At 31.8% G+C, this 14,469-nt stretch carries 16 protein-coding genes and 2 pseudogenes; 3 read left to right on the top strand and 15 right to left on the bottom strand.

Features of this window, described 5'->3' with window-relative positions; genetic code table 11:
• Window positions 1–4 precede the first annotated feature (4 nt).
• From UZ34_06350 to UZ34_06340, 3 genes and pseudogenes are all read left to right on the top strand, one after another.
• On the top strand, window positions 5–1,351 hold the full coding sequence (locus UZ34_06350; protein ID AKO64961.1) for a UDP-N-acetylmuramate:L-alanyl-gamma-D-glutamyl-meso-diaminopimelate ligase: 1,347 nt from the start codon (window positions 5–7) through the stop codon (window positions 1,349–1,351).
• Between the two features lie 341 nt (window positions 1,352–1,692).
• Window positions 1,693–2,088 (top strand): annotated as a pseudogene (locus UZ34_06345) (hypothetical protein).
• 1 nt (window position 2,089) lies between these two features.
• Window positions 2,090–2,401 carry a hypothetical protein gene (locus UZ34_06340; GenBank protein ID AKO64960.1) on the top strand — a complete coding sequence of 104 codons (312 nt, stop codon included), beginning with the start codon at window positions 2,090–2,092 and terminating at the stop codon, window positions 2,399–2,401.
• Here UZ34_06340 and UZ34_06335 read toward each other — a convergent pair.
• From UZ34_06335 to UZ34_06265, 15 genes and pseudogenes are all read right to left on the bottom strand, one after another.
• Window positions 2,390–2,803 (bottom strand): HIT family hydrolase, encoded by a 414-nt coding sequence (locus UZ34_06335; GenBank protein AKO64959.1) that lies wholly within the window; start codon window positions 2,801–2,803, stop codon window positions 2,390–2,392. The genes UZ34_06340 and UZ34_06335 overlap by 12 nt on opposite strands.
• Window positions 2,796–3,893 (bottom strand): quinolinate synthetase, encoded by a 1,098-nt coding sequence (locus tag UZ34_06330; GenBank protein ID AKO64958.1) that lies wholly within the window; start codon window positions 3,891–3,893, stop codon window positions 2,796–2,798. Before UZ34_06330 ends, UZ34_06335 begins: the two co-directional genes overlap by 8 nt.
• Window positions 3,886–4,323 (bottom strand): hypothetical protein, encoded by a 438-nt coding sequence (locus tag UZ34_06325; protein AKO64957.1) that lies wholly within the window; start codon window positions 4,321–4,323, stop codon window positions 3,886–3,888. The genes UZ34_06330 and UZ34_06325 overlap by 8 nt, the downstream gene beginning before the upstream one ends.
• Before the next feature lie 5 nt (window positions 4,324–4,328).
• Window positions 4,329–5,249 (bottom strand): 4-hydroxy-3-methylbut-2-enyl diphosphate reductase, encoded by a 921-nt coding sequence (gene ispH / locus UZ34_06320; GenBank protein AKO65187.1) that lies wholly within the window; start codon window positions 5,247–5,249, stop codon window positions 4,329–4,331.
• A gap of 92 nt (window positions 5,250–5,341) precedes the next feature.
• A complete protein-coding gene (locus tag UZ34_06315; protein AKO64956.1) occupies window positions 5,342–6,595 on the bottom strand; it encodes a diaminopimelate decarboxylase in 1,254 nt (417 codons plus the stop codon).
• A gap of 153 nt (window positions 6,596–6,748) precedes the next feature.
• On the bottom strand, window positions 6,749–7,279 hold the full coding sequence (locus UZ34_06310; protein AKO64955.1) for a heptaprenyl diphosphate synthase: 531 nt from the start codon (window positions 7,277–7,279) through the stop codon (window positions 6,749–6,751).
• Window positions 7,260–7,508: pseudogene (locus UZ34_06305) on the bottom strand (hypothetical protein). Before UZ34_06305 ends, UZ34_06310 begins: the two are co-directional and overlap by 20 nt.
• A gap of 88 nt (window positions 7,509–7,596) precedes the next feature.
• On the bottom strand, window positions 7,597–8,643 hold the full coding sequence (locus UZ34_06300) for a hypothetical protein (GenBank protein ID AKO64954.1): 1,047 nt from the start codon (window positions 8,641–8,643) through the stop codon (window positions 7,597–7,599).
• The gene (locus tag UZ34_06295; GenBank protein ID AKO64953.1) at window positions 8,609–9,529 is read right to left on the bottom strand and encodes a hypothetical protein; all 921 of its coding nucleotides are present in this window, start codon (window positions 9,527–9,529) and stop codon (window positions 8,609–8,611) included. Before UZ34_06295 ends, UZ34_06300 begins: the two co-directional genes overlap by 35 nt.
• Window positions 9,522–10,790: a glutamate--cysteine ligase gene (locus tag UZ34_06290; protein AKO64952.1), complete on the bottom strand. Its 1,269-nt coding sequence runs from the start codon at window positions 10,788–10,790 to the stop codon at window positions 9,522–9,524. Before UZ34_06290 ends, UZ34_06295 begins: the two co-directional genes overlap by 8 nt.
• A complete protein-coding gene (locus UZ34_06285; protein ID AKO64951.1) occupies window positions 10,787–11,719 on the bottom strand; it encodes a lipoyl synthase in 933 nt (310 codons plus the stop codon). Before UZ34_06285 ends, UZ34_06290 begins: the two co-directional genes overlap by 4 nt.
• The gene (locus UZ34_06280; protein AKO65186.1) at window positions 11,700–12,305 is read right to left on the bottom strand and encodes a hypothetical protein; all 606 of its coding nucleotides are present in this window, start codon (window positions 12,303–12,305) and stop codon (window positions 11,700–11,702) included. Before UZ34_06280 ends, UZ34_06285 begins: the two co-directional genes overlap by 20 nt.
• A 7-nt stretch (window positions 12,306–12,312) precedes the next feature.
• Window positions 12,313–12,594 carry a hypothetical protein gene (locus tag UZ34_06275; GenBank protein ID AKO64950.1) on the bottom strand — a complete coding sequence of 94 codons (282 nt, stop codon included), beginning with the start codon at window positions 12,592–12,594 and terminating at the stop codon, window positions 12,313–12,315.
• Window positions 12,575–13,372, bottom strand: coding sequence for a lipoprotein (locus UZ34_06270; protein AKO64949.1), 798 nt, complete (start codon window positions 13,370–13,372; stop codon window positions 12,575–12,577). The genes UZ34_06275 and UZ34_06270 overlap by 20 nt, the downstream gene beginning before the upstream one ends.
• Window positions 13,373–13,374: 2 nt before the next feature.
• Window positions 13,375–14,469, bottom strand: a complete 1,095-nt coding sequence (locus UZ34_06265) for a hypothetical protein (GenBank protein AKO64948.1) — start codon at window positions 14,467–14,469, stop codon at window positions 13,375–13,377.

Genomic DNA, 14,469 nt, shown 5'->3' with positions numbered 1-14,469 from the left:
CTTTATGCATATTCATGTGATTGGAATCTGCGGTACATTTATGGCAGGCATGGCTTCTCTTGCAAAAGATTTAGGCCACATGGTTACTGGGTGCGATCAAAATGTTTATCCACCAATGTCCACTTTTTTAGAATCAAAAGATATTCAGATTACTCCAGGGTTTGATGCGAACCAAGTAAATTTAAAACCTGATCTATTTATTGTGGGAAATGTTGTCTCTAGAGGCAATCCTTTGATGGAAGAAATTCTCAATCAAAATTTAAGGTACCAATCTGGACCTCAGTGGTTATATGAAAACCTCTTGCACGATAAATGGGTGATAGCCGTCTCTGGGACTCACGGAAAAACCACAACAACATCAATGATCAACTGGATCTTAAGAGATAACGATATTGATTGCGGTTACCTTATCGGAGGGATCCCTGGAAACTTTTCATCGAGTAGCTCCTTGTCACAATCGGATTCACCATTTTTTGTCATCGAAGCAGATGAATACGACACAGCATTTTTTGATAAACGCTCAAAATTTATCCATTATCACCCAAAGACTTTGGTGATAAATAATATTGAATTTGATCACGCCGATATATTTGACGATATTTCTCATATTAAAAGACATTTTCATCACTTGATTCGAACTGTTCCCGAACAAGGAAAAATCGTAATTAATCAACAGGATAAAAATACAAAAGAAACAGTAGACATGGGAATCTGGTCTGAGATCGAAGAATTCAATTCTTCCCAATCATGGCATATTAAACAGATCGATGAAGAGAAATTATTTTTTAACAAAGAAAAAAAAATAGGTCATCTTAATTGGAATTTGATAGGGGAGCATAACGAGTTAAATGCCATGGCAGCCATTTTGGCAGCAAGACATGTGGGAGTCTCAGAAGAAAATGCATTAAGGTCTTTGTCGTCATTTAAAAATACCAAGCGACGTTTAGAAATAATTTATAAGAAAAATAATCTAATAATCTATGATGATTTTGCTCATCATCCAACAGCCATACATTTTATAGCGGAAACATTTAAGAAAAATTTCCCGAAAGATAAAACTCTATTTGTGATTGATCCTAGATCAAACACCATGAAAAGAGGAGATTTAAAAGAAGAGTTAAGAAGTATTTTGAAAAATATTCCAGCATTTATGCTCTTTTCAAAAGATTTGTTATGGGAACCAGCGAAATACCTTGCAGACCTAGACTCAAAAATTTTTATCGCTGAAGATGCTGCTGCATTTATTGAAAAACTAAAAAATATAATTTTTGATTATGACCATATTGTTTTTTTAAGCAATGGAAGTTTTGAGGGTGTGCAAAGTAAAATAATTGGTTTTTTAAGAAAATGAAAATTATTAAACCAAATTATTTTTCGATCTTTTTTATTATTTCAGTGCTGTTACATGGGAGCCTCTTATATTTTTTCAACTTAAAATCTAACGAGGTGGTTAATGAAAAAGAATTGATCGTCAATATTTTAAAAATACCTAATCAAGTGACGGATATAGAAACGATTGATCTAAAAAAAGAGGTGAAGCCAGAAGTTATAAAAAAAATAAAACAGGATCAAAAAAAATTTCAACAACAAATTATTCAAGAAGCTATGGAATCTACTGTCATTTCAACCCCAGAAAGTAAACCAGAAGAAGAAGTAGAAGAGAAAAAAATAAAACCAATTAAACTTGATCCATCTTTTATCCAGTCTCAATTATCTGATATTGTCGATAAGAAAAAAATTGATAAACGAACAAAGGTCATATCTAGTAAAACTAAAGAACGTGATTTTCAATCTTACTATCAGGTGTGGAAGAATAAAGTAGAAAAAATAGGGGCTTTAAATTATCCCGCTGCGGCTAGAAATGGAATTAGTGAGTCACTGGTTATGACGGTAATACTGAATGATCAGGGAGAAGTGTTAGATATAAAAATTAATAAGTCCTCAGGAGTTCCCCAATTGGATGATGCAGCGAAAAAAATTGTGAATCTTGGATCACCCTATGCTCCTTTTCCTCCGTCAATTAAAGAACAAGTAGATACTTTGCAGATTAGGCGGATATGGAGATTTACAAATAATCTAATGGAGTGATATGAACAATTATTATAAATATCATATTTTTATTTGTCTTAATGAAAGGGACGACGGAGCACAGTGTTGTTCACAATTTAATGCACTAAAAATTTTTGATTACATGAAGCAAAAAATTAAAACATTAAATTTACGCGGTAAAGGTTTGGTGAGAATTAATCGTTCCGGCTGTTTTGATCGTTGTTCAGAAGGACCTATGTTGGTTGTTTATCCAGATGCAGTTTGGTACACATTTATTGATGAAGCAGATATCGATGAAATTATTCAATCGCATATCATTAACAACACAACAGTTGAACGTTTAATGATTTAAATTCAAATCTAGCTGTTGTTTAAGTTGATTTATTTCATCTATTGAATTTTCAAATTTATAATGACGAACAGGATCAGCCCATATGCTCTCAGGGAAAAAATTATCATTCATAAATCTTGCAATGATATGCCAGTGCAGGTGGGGAGTTTTGTTTCCCAAGGACGCTAAATTAATTTTTTCTGGTTTATAAATATCAGTGATAATTTGTTCAATGATATTAATTATCTTATACATTTCACATTGAATGGCAGGGGTGAGATGGTGTATTTCCTTGACGTGATCAATTAGCTCTAAACGGAGATAGCCTCTAATGTTCTGATTATTAACTAAGACAATCCTAAAAGTCTTGTTTTGCCACAATATGGGTAAAGTTGATCTGATACATAATTCACAATCAGACAATGGCCATCATCCTATCCAGTGCAACTTTAGCCGACTGAGCGATTGATGGGGGAACGACTATTTCATTAACCACTTTCCCTTCAAGTAAATTATCAAGGACCCATGATAAATGTTGTGGGTCAATTCTAGCCATGGTCGTGCATTCGCATACGATATGTGACATAAATTTAACCACTTTATCCTCTTTAATCATTTCATTGGCGAGACGATTCACCAAATTTAATTCAGTCCCAACTAACCATTTTGTTCCCGCTTCAGCATTTTTAATAGTATTCAAAATAAATTCGGTGGATCCAACCATATCTGAGTTAACACAGACCTCAAAAGGCGATTCAGGATGTGAAATGACTATACCATCAGGATTTTCTTCTCTAAATTTTTTAATATGATCCTCTCGGAACATCTGATGAACCGCACAATGACCTTTCCATAATAGGATTTTAGCTCGATGTATTTGTTCTTTTGTTAATCCTCCTAGGGGTAAATCAGGATCCCATACAACCATATCATCAAGATCAATTCCCATTTTAAATCCGGTCCATCTACCCAGATGTTGATCAGGGAAGAATAATACTTTTTCTTTTTGTTGAAATGCCCACTCAAGAACCTTAGGAGCATTAGTTGAGGTACAGACGATGCCATCATGTTCTCCACAGAAGGCTTTTAAGTCTGCCGCAGAATTAATGTAAGTAATTGGAGTTATGACTTCATCAAAGTTTAAGACTTTATTTAATTCACGATATGTTCTTTGCACCTTTTGTAGGTCGGCCATATCGGCCATTTGGCATCCTGCAGAAAGATCAGGGAGTATTGTCACTTGATCATTTCGAGATAAGATATTAGAGACTTCAGCCATAAAGTGAACGCCAAGAAAAATAATATATTGCGCCTCAAGGTTTTGAGTATATTGAGCTAATTTGAGAGAGTCTCCGGTGAAATCAGCGTGTCGATATACTGATTCATTTTGATAATGATGTCCAAGAATAACCAGCTTGTCTTTAAGCTTCGACTTGGCATCTATGATTTTTTGCTGACAATCATTTTCTTGAAGTTGATGAAATTTTTCAAATTGTATTACAGTTTCATTCATAAAATTTTTTAAAATTAATTAAAGCATTTCTATTGGTCCAGGAAAATACTTTTTTTATTGCATCTTCCAGGTCGGTCCATATGTATTCAACGTGTTCTTGTGGGTTGATTATTATATGTTCTTTTTTAGGCAATTGTAAGGCAAACAAATGTTCAATATTGGTTGAGACATTTTCATCATAACGGTGTTTCCATTCAGGATAAATCTGGTACTGATTCCTTTGATTGAGCGAGTAAAAATTATAATCATTTACAATTAGACCAGTTTCCTCAAATACTTCTCGTCCAGCACATTCTTTGGGTGATTCATCTTTTTCAATACTTCCAGTGACTGACTGCCAATAATTGGGGTTATCTTTTCTTTGTAAAAGTAAAATATTTTTATCATCACAAAAGATAATGACCTGAATAGATATCGGTATTTTTTTCAAAACAATTAAATGATTGGTAACTTAAATTTTATATTTTCTTTAGGACCATCAATTTCATTAATAATTGCATTGGAATGAGATTGTATTAACTTAGTAAGCTGTTTGATTAAAATTTCAGGTGCTGAGGCACCCGCAGTTATAGCTATATTTTTTTTATTATCAAGCCAAGTAGGATTGAAATCAGACATATTATCTATCAATATACTTGGTATTCCTTTTTTTTCACCAAGTTCTTTTAAACGATTTGAATTAGAACTATTTTTTGATCCAACTACAAAAAGTATATCTGCTTGCGGTAATAATTGTTTAATTGCATCTTGCCGATTTTGCGTTGCATAACAGATATCATCAGCTTTTGGACCCTCAATCATTGGAAATTTAGATTTTAATTCATTAATTACATCCTTAGTTTCATCAAGTGATAAGGTCGTTTGTGTCACATATGCAATCTTGTTTTCATCAGAAATATTAAGATAATGAATATCGGATACCTTTTCTATCAAATGCATTTTTTTTGAAGTTGGGTCCTGTCCGAGTGTACCCTCTACTTCAGGATGTCCTTTGTGACCAATCATGATAATTTCATAATTATTTTTTAAATAATGGTTCACTTCTTTATGCACCTTAGTCACTAATGGGCAGGTTGCATCGATACTTTTAAGTTTAAAGTTATCAGAATCAGATTTTACTTTTTTTGAAACACCATGAGCACTGTATATGAGATATGAATTTTCTGGTACTAACTTAAGATCATTGACAAAGATTGCACCCTTCTTTTTTAGTGATTCAATGACAAATTTATTATGTACTACTTCATTTCTAACATAAATAGGAGCACCATATTTATCTAAGGATTGTTCGACAATTTCAATAGCACGATCAACACCGGCACAAAAACCCCTTGGATTAGCTAATGAAATTGATATTATCTTTTTATCCATCAGATTGAGTTTTTCTTGTTTATTAAATAATAATTATCGTAGCACTTATGAAAGTTTTTCTTAAGATGTGATGATCTTTATTTTAAGAATTTTTCTTCATGAGCAATTAAGTCGCAAAAATTTTCACGCTCACGAATCAGGTAAAACTCATCTTTATCAACAATTATCTCTGGTATCCTTGGTCTTGAATTATAATTTGAACTCATCGAAAATCCATAAGCTCCTGCATCCATAATGGCTAAAATATCGCCTTGGTTAGCTTTAATATTTCTGTCTTTTGCAAGAAAATCACCTGTTTCACAGATTGGACCAACTATATCAAAGATATCATTCGAGTCTTGAGTATCGGATAGATTAATTACTTCATGAAAGGCGTTATAAAGTGATGGTCGCATTAGATCATTCATAGCAGCATCAACAAGAACAAAATTTTTATGTTCTGATTTTTTTATGTATTCAACATTGGTCAGCATTAAGCCTGCTTTTCCGATTAAGAACCTACCTGGCTCTAAAATAATTTTTTTATTATATTTTAAGAGGTATTTTTTTATCATCTGCACATAAAAATCAATAGGAGAGATATCTTCATTATTGTATGAAATTCCTATACCACCACCGATATCAATGTGTTCTACTGCTATTTGATTTGATTCTAATTCATCAATCAATGATGCCAATTTAATAAATGCATCTTCAAATGGAGAGAGGTCAGTCAGTTGAGATCCAATGTGGCAATCAATTCCAGTGATCTTGATGTGATCAAGTTTTGCTGCTTTTTTGTACAATTTTATTGCGCTTGTTTCATCAATACCAAATTTGTTATCTTTCAAACCCGTTGATATATATGGATGGGTTTTGGCATCAACATTTGGATTAACTCGAATAGATACTTTTGCAATTTTGGATAAACGTTGACTTATATTATTGATTCGGAAGAGCTCTTCTTCAGATTCAACATTAAAAGCAAGAATATTATTATTTAATGCCATTTCAATTTCAGAAAATGACTTACCAACCCCAGAAAAAACAATCTTTGAGTTTAATGAATCTACAGTTAAAACTCTTTGTAACTCGCCACCGGAAACAATATCAAAACCACAACCACATTCTTTGAACAATTTTAGAATACTCAAATTAGAATTGGCTTTAACAGCAAAACAGATCAGGTGATCAATATCGCTTAAAGCATTTTGTAAAAAATTGATTTGATCAAGAATATGTTTTTTCGAATACACATAAGCTGGAGTGCCAAATTTTTGAGCGATGTCTGTTAGTTTGACGTCTTCAATAAAATAATGGCTTGATTCCTTTCGGAGTAAAGATTTATTCATCCACTGTTCCTGATGAGTCATCTAATTCCTCAGCAGCAGGTCTTTGATTTGATTGAGAATCATCAAGAGGATAAAGCTCTTCAGGAAGATACAACGAACCCTTTGTTCCACAGGATTGAAGAATGAATAATAGAAATAAACAAAGTATTTTTTTCATGGGTAAATTTTATCATTTTTAATCTGCGATTTGGATACTCTCATTATTTTGTCAACGATATACGCATTGATCAATGCAAAAATAAAAGCAAAAATAATAAATATTGGAATCAAGAAAAATACACCATTATCTTGAATAATGAATAGTCTTACACAGATAAATTGACCAACAACATGAGCTAAACTCATGAGCATGCTGAATGAATAAATGGAAAAATACTTTTTATTTAAAAAATAAGATGCAATTGCTAAGCATCCTAGACTAGAAATTGCACCTGAAAAGCTTAGAAAAAAGGTAGGGGTTAGAAAAGTACCAAGTATCAAACTCGAGATAAATACGCGTATAAGAGACACATATACTGCTGAGCTAAGATTAAAAAAATAGTAAGCAAAAAGAACAACAACATTAGCAATACCTGGCTTCAGGCCAAAAATCGGTGATGGAAGAAAAAACTCTGCCGTATGAAGTACTATTGCAATAGCAGACAATTTTGCGATGATATGAATATCAGTAGTTTGTGCTGTCATGTTCGTTAGTATTCTGAGTAATTGTCATTTTAAAAAGATTTGGAACACATAAAATTGATTGATTAATATGTGAAATCCAACCTTGCATCACGCAATATTGATTCTTACAATTAGAATGACTGACTCGCGCTTTACTCATTTTGATTTCAACATCTAAGTCACCTAGTTTAATTTTTCTATTTTGATTTAATGAATATTTTATGGTTTGATTTTGATAGTCAATTTTCAATATATCCCCACTAGGTAATTTTAGATAAATTGTCATCGACATTATTAGAATGATGGAAAAAAGTGTAAGAATTAAAAAATCGCCCGGTTTAAATGCCTTGAACAAAATATTTCCCTTCCTCAAACACCCATTCAATTTTTTCTAACATAGATTCTGTAATATAAATATTACGATTAAGATCTGTAACAAAAAAGTTATTAAAATTCATATCCAACTGAGTTTGTTTTAAATCACTAGAAAAATAAAATGGTTTTGAAAAGACATCTGACTTAACCCCAACTTCATCTTGAGGACTAATAAAAACAGTAGCTGAGGAATGATTGGAAAATGCACTACCATTTGTTGGATTGATTAGATGGGAATATCTTTTTCCATTATGCATGAAATATTTTTCATAATTTCCTGAAGTACCTATGGCGGATCCAGGTGGAAGTTTTAACTTAGCTAATAATTGAGTTTGATCATATGGGTCTTGAATAGCAACTTCCCAAAAGCGATTTTCAGGTTGTCCATGAGCGTAAATATTCCCACCAAAATTAGTTAAAACATTTTTAATATTCAGTTTCTGATATTCATCCTTTGCTAAATCAAGTGCATAACCTTTTATCATTCCTCCTAAATCGATCTGGAGAAAATGATTTACTTTTTCTAAACACCCCTGATTTAAATTAAGTTGCTTTAAGCTGGGGCGAGAATTTATAATTTTATCAATTAAAGCATCATCTGGAGTTTTTTCAACAATTTCATCAGTATGAAATCCCCATGCTTCAATCAAGGCCCCAATAGCTGGATTAAAAAAACCATTAGTTACTTTTTCATAATGAGAGGCTCTATAAATAATTTGAATTTGTCTATCATCACAAATGTTAGCAATTTGATTGTTATTAAACTTTTTTATTACAGTATTCTGCCAAGGATGAAAGATTGAATTTAATTCATTTAATTGTGCAATGATATTTGCCATCGCTTCATCGGCAATATTTTTTGGTGTTTCAAAGAATTTAAACTCTAAAATAGTCCCATACACTAAAAATTTTTTTTCATAGAAGTTTGGTTTTGTGCAAGAGCTATTGAGCAGCAGCAGACAAATAATTAGTAAATTAAAAAAGGTTTTGAATAACTGTCTTGGCAACATTCTGTTTGGTTAACTTTTGAATTTCAACAAGTCCTGTGGAACTTGTTATGTTAATTTCAGTTAGGTAATTTCCAATCACATCGATACCAACAAAATTTAAATTATGATCCATTAGATAAGGTTTAATAGCCTCTGTAATTTTTAGATCAGATGATGACAATTTGAAAACTTTCGCTTTGCCACCTTTTGCTAAATTTCCCCTAAAATCAGTTTTTTTAGGAATTCTTAATAAACCATATGGAAGGGGTTCACCATTAACAATAATAATTCGCTTGTCTCCCTTTCTAATTTCAGGGATATATTCTTGAATCATTATTAGAGTTGAGTAATTATCAGTAAGGACCTCTAGAGTTACATTAATATTAGGATCATTTTTTTTTAAAAGAAAAATTTTATTTCCAGCCATTTCATCGATAGGCTTACATACAACTTGTTTGTATTTTGAAATGAATTGGATTATTTCCTTTAAATTACCACTCACAAGCGTTTTTGGAATTAATTTTGGAAAATTTAAAATGGAAAGCTTTTCATTATGGGTTTGCAGCGATTGAGGACAATTAATAATTTTTGGTTTTTTTAACAGACTGAGTGAGATGGTTAAAAATAAATAATCTTTATTAAAAGGAGGATCTTTTCTGATAAAAATAACATCCAATTGATTGAGATTAACTTGTGTTTCAACTACCTCTGAAAATTCATCATTAAATTTTTTAACTTCTTTTATTTTTCCATACGGAATATTATTTTTTAAACTGATATCAGTGTGAGTGCAAAAGAAAACCTGATGACCAATTTCCATGGACGTTTTCATCAAAAGGAGGCTTGTATCCTTATCTTTTTTTAAAGCTTGGATTGGATCGATAATAAATAGGATGGATTTAGCCATATATTTCCCGTGCTGCAGCAAGTAAAGCTAATCGTGCGATAACTCCATAAACATAAAATCGATTTGGTGGATCATTACAATCACGTCCTTGATCTGGCATGAGACAGGATTGCTCAAAGGGTGTTGGAAAAAATTGCATCCCAGGAGAGTTTAAATTTTCATTTTTATCTTTTGATGTATGAACTCTGTAAAAACCACCAATCACATAGTGATCAATTGTGTAAACAACCGGCTCACTGACGGCCTCATTTAAAATCTCCTCAGAGTGAATTCCTTCTTGAATAATGACTTTTGACACTTTTTGGCCATCTTTGATGGTGCTCATCTTGTTTCTCTTTTTTCTATTCAGTTGCATTATTTCACTTGGCTCTTGAATAGTAATAATTCCCATGCCATATGTTCCCGCATCTGCTTTGATTACTAAATAGGGTTGATGATCGATGCCATACTTAGTGTATTTATCTTTAATTTTTCTAAGTAAAAACTCGGACTTTTCTGCAATTATTTTTAAATCATCTTGATTATTTATATCCATATCCTCATGAACATCAAAGTAAGGATTTATAAGCCACTCATCTATGTTTAAAAAGTCTGTAAATTCTTTAGCTACCTCATTATAAAATTTGAAATGATTTGATTTACGTCTATTAAACCAACCTGCAGAGGTATTTGGAAGAATGGTTTGTGTAATATCTTTTAAAAATTTTGGATCGCCAGATGAGAGGTCATTATTCAATAAAATTGAACATGGTATAAATTTAACGCCATAATTCTCAATGAAAACCTTATTATTTTCTTTTTTTAATGGGTGGATAACAATTTTTTGGTTCTCAATATCATATTCTGTCTTTTGAAAAGAAGGATCCAAATTCCCAATTTCTACTTCAAGCCCTGCGTTTTTAAAAATCTCAGTTAGGCTGAGTAAATTCTTGAAGTAAAAAATATTTCGTGAATGATTTTCTGGGACAATGATAATCTTAGATGCTTCGGGGCAAATTTTCTCAATTGCAATAGTTGTAGCCTGGATGGCAAGAGGTTCAAATTGAGGATTTAAATTATTAAAGCCAGCAGGAAATAAATTTGTATCAACTGGAGATATTTTGAAACCAGAGTTTCTTAAATCAACCGATGCATAAAAAGGCGCTTCATGATCAAGCCAATTTGATCTGAACCATTGTTCAATCTCACACGAATTTCTAATAATAATATTTTCTAATTTTAAAAATTCAGAGTTGATGGCAGTTTTTAATTCAGGAATCATGATAACTGTTTTGCTTGTATATCTGCATGATAACTACTTCTAACAAAGGGACCACAGGCAATTGATGAAAAGTTAAACTGTTTGGCAACCTGATTAATTCGTTCAAAATATGCTGGGTCGTAATAGGTATGAACTGGTAGGTGATCCATTGAGGGCTGAAGATATTGACCGATAGTCACCATTTTTACATTATGTTCAGCTAAATCGGCAAGCGTTTCTTCGATTTCTTCAAATGTTTCGCCTAGGCCAATCATGAACCCTGATTTTGTAACTAATTCAGGGTAGGTGTCAGAGAAATCTTTTAATAATTTTAGAGATTGACTATAAACTGATCCCGGTCTTACTTCTTTATAAAGCCGGGGAACGGTTTCAATATTGTGATTTAAAACATCAGGCAGTGACTGTGCAAAAGATTTAATCGCTGTTTGTTCTCTTCCTCTAAAATCAGGAATGAGTATTTCTATTTCGATACTTGGTATTTTATTTCTGATGGAGTCAATGCACTCAACAAAGTGCCCAGCCCCACCATCTTTTAAGTCATCTCGATCAACACTGGTTACTACCACATAGTTTAAATTGAGTTTGTTGATTGATTCGGCTAGATTTTTTGGTTCATTTTTGTCCAGCGGCAATGGTCTCCCATGTGATACATCACAAAATGGACAGCGTCTGGTACAAATATCACCCATAATCATAAATGTTGCCGTACCTTTGCTAAAACATTCTCCAATATTTGGGCAGCTCGCTTCCTCACAAACAGTATGTAAATTATTTTGATGAATAATTTCTTTTACTTTTTTAAAATTCTCTGAATGAGGTAATTCTATTTTTAGCCAAGCGGGCTTTTTTTTTGGAACACTAGGATAAATTTTTATCGGATTGCGAGAAACTTTATCTTTATGACTGTCTTTAGTCCCTGGTAATTTCATATTCCATTAATTTGTTTTTTATAATGGTTATTATTTTATCAGCTACATCTTTATTATCTAAAATAATTCCAAAATCTTTTAGCTGTGTCATTTGTAAATTTTTATAACCACATGGGTCAATTAGACTAAAAGGCGACAGGTCCATATTGTTATTAATACTGATCCCATGATATGTTTGATTATTTTTAACTCTTAGTCCAATAGAGGCTATTTTTTTTAAATCGACGTATACACCAGGCGCATCAGCTTGTTGCTTACCAGATATATTGAATCGGGATAAAAATTCTATTATCGATTCTTCAAAAATTCTGACTAACTTAGTTATCGTCATACTAAATTGATCGAGATTAATTAGTGTATAAATAATGACCTGGCCAGGGCCGTGGTAGGTAATTTTTCCTCCTCGATCTGAGCTTATAGTTGGAATTTTTGTATCGGGCAGAACAATGTTTTTTTTATTCACCCCTAAGGTAAAAACAGGGTAATGCTCAAGGATCCAAAATTGATTGATATCTAGAGGTTTTTTTATCGCCTCCTTCATATCCTCAAAAATTACATTGTAATCTTCGATTCTAAAATATTTAATTTTAAATTTAGATGACAAATCTGGTATCAGGATGAGAGGACAGATGTTGATAAATTAAATCTAAATCTGACTTAGAATTTACATAAACATTACAAGTCAATCCAATGAAATTTCCTTTTTGACTTGGTCGTATTTCTATTTTTGAAGCATTGAAACTTTTATCGACCTTATTTATTTCTTCAATGATGGAGTGGGTGAAATTATCTTTCATGACCCCAGTAACTTTAATGATAAAGTTACATGGAAACTTAATCAAAGATTCTTGTTCATTAATGATATTTTTTGACATACACCGGAAGATTATATTCTGATTCTAAATTTTCTTTAATGTTATTAAGCTCACCACTATTTTTGATAGGCCCGATCAAAATATGAAATAAATTATTGATTTGGATATTTTTTGCTTCATAGTCATCGAGTATTTTTAAGTTGTTAATTTTATCAAGCAATGTTTGGCTATTGATAAAATCCTTAAAAGCACCTACCTGTAAATAATTTTCGTCATTGCTTTGATTATCTACCACTGCCTCTTTATACTCTTTCGGGTTGATTAATTCAACCTTAACTAACTCACTCCCTTTTTCAATAATATCTAATTTATGCGCTGCAGCATAAGAGAGATCAATTATTCTATCCTTTAAAAATGGCCCTCTGTCATTTAACCGAATAATCACCCATTTCTTATTTTTTAAGTTTGTCACTTTGACATATGAAGGTAAGGGGAGAATTTTATGTGCACCCGTCATAGCATACATGTCGTAGATTTCTCCAGTAGAGGTTTTGTTTCCGTGATATTTTTTTCCATACCATGATGCATAGCCTTTTTCTTTAAAAGGCACTATTTTTGTCATGGGAATATATTTTTGGCCAAAAACTTTATATGGTTTTTTTGTGTTTTTATTAATTGCCTCAACTTTTGGAATAGCATTCTTAATATTTTCGAGTTTCACATCTATGACTTCATGGGGCCCATCATCTTGGTAATAGGCTCCTTTGTTGTCTGAAGATACTTGTAAAGAGGAACAAGAGTTTAATAAGATAATAATTAGGATAAATAAAAATTTCATAACTAATCAGCGATTAATGTTTTGTTATAGTTTAATGAATTGATTAAAGCAAACATAATAAGGTAAATAAAAAGAGAAGATCCACCGTAACTAATCAATGGCAAAGGAATTCCAACAATTGGAAAAAGACCCGAGACCATGGCAATATTTATTAAAAAACATATAGTAAAAATCATAACATAGGTCATTGCAAGTAATCGATGGGAGTGGGAGTGAAGATTAATGGAAATGATTACTAACTTATAGATAAATAAAAAGAATATTAAGAAAAAAATGATATTTCCTAAAAATCCATATTTTTCAGATAATACGGCAAAAATAAAATCAGTATGAGTTTCTGGAAGAAATAAAAGGTCATGTTGACTGGAGAATTCAGAACTTTTTCCAAACAAACCACCAGAGCCAATAGCTATTGATGATTGAATTGCATGGTAGCCCCCGTCAAGCGGATTACTGAAGGGATCGATAAGATTAAGTATTCTTCCCTTTTGGTAATCTTTAAGGATATTTAACCATGCATAGGGTAAAAGTATTAAAAAACCCAAAATCCCAATTAATATCTTTTTTAAACTCAGTCCATTTAGAAAAATAATAATCAATCCAGAAAAGACAATAATTAGCCCAGAGCCAAGATCAGGCTGTCTCAAAATAATAAAAAATGGAATAAAACTAATTGAAAGAAATACTAATTCACTCAAAATTTGTGATCTATTTTTAAAATACTCTATGAGTGAAACAAGAAAAATCGGCAATGTAAGTTTCAAAATTTCTGATGATTGGAGTTTAAATACCCCAAAATCTAACCAGCGCTTGGATCCATTAATCTCAGTTCCAAAGAGAGCAGTTAAGATTAAAAGCAGAATTGATAATATATAAATAATTAACGAATGCCTAAATAAGAATTTTAGATTTAAAATGCTTACCAGCATAAATATGATGAGGCCAGTAAAAATAAAAAAAAGTTGCTTAAAAAAGAAAGGAGAGTGAAATCCAGCAGCTTGTCCTATTAAATTTAAACTAAAAAGTAAGATGATTAACAAAAGGATAAATAATTGTTTATCTGTTCTAGAAAATAAAAAGGTGAAAAAATTTGTCAT

The organism is Methylophilales bacterium MBRSF5 (assembly GCA_001044335.1).
In the GTDB taxonomy this organism is placed as follows: domain Bacteria; phylum Pseudomonadota; class Gammaproteobacteria; order Burkholderiales; family Methylophilaceae; genus BACL14.
The sequence above is the reverse complement of the archived record's forward strand: the minus strand, read 5'-3'. Positions and strand labels throughout refer to the sequence as shown.

Bases quoted from the DNA above. Each gene is read 5' to 3' on its own strand.
- UZ34_06350 (AKO64961.1), top strand. From the start codon at position 5: ATGCATATTCATGTGATTGGAATCTGCGGTACATTTATGGCAGGCATG.
- UZ34_06340 (AKO64960.1), top strand. From the start codon at position 2,090: ATGAACAATTATTATAAATATCATATTTTTATTTGTCTTAATGAAAGG.
- UZ34_06330 (AKO64958.1), bottom strand. From the start codon at position 3,893: ATGAATGAAACTGTAATACAATTTGAAAAATTTCATCAACTTCAAGAA.
- UZ34_06315 (AKO64956.1), bottom strand. From the start codon at position 6,595: ATGAATAAATCTTTACTCCGAAAGGAATCAAGCCATTATTTTATTGAA.
- UZ34_06310 (AKO64955.1), bottom strand. From the start codon at position 7,279: ATGACAGCACAAACTACTGATATTCATATCATCGCAAAATTGTCTGCT.
- UZ34_06300 (AKO64954.1), bottom strand. From the start codon at position 8,643: ATGTTGCCAAGACAGTTATTCAAAACCTTTTTTAATTTACTAATTATT.
- UZ34_06295 (AKO64953.1), bottom strand. From the start codon at position 9,529: ATGGCTAAATCCATCCTATTTATTATCGATCCAATCCAAGCTTTAAAA.
- UZ34_06290 (AKO64952.1), bottom strand. From the start codon at position 10,790: ATGATTCCTGAATTAAAAACTGCCATCAACTCTGAATTTTTAAAATTA.
- UZ34_06285 (AKO64951.1), bottom strand. From the start codon at position 11,719: ATGAAATTACCAGGGACTAAAGACAGTCATAAAGATAAAGTTTCTCGC.
- UZ34_06275 (AKO64950.1), bottom strand. From the start codon at position 12,594: ATGTCAAAAAATATCATTAATGAACAAGAATCTTTGATTAAGTTTCCA.
- UZ34_06270 (AKO64949.1), bottom strand. From the start codon at position 13,372: ATGAAATTTTTATTTATCCTAATTATTATCTTATTAAACTCTTGTTCC.
- UZ34_06265 (AKO64948.1), bottom strand. From the start codon at position 14,469: ATGACAAATTTTTTCACCTTTTTATTTTCTAGAACAGATAAACAATTA.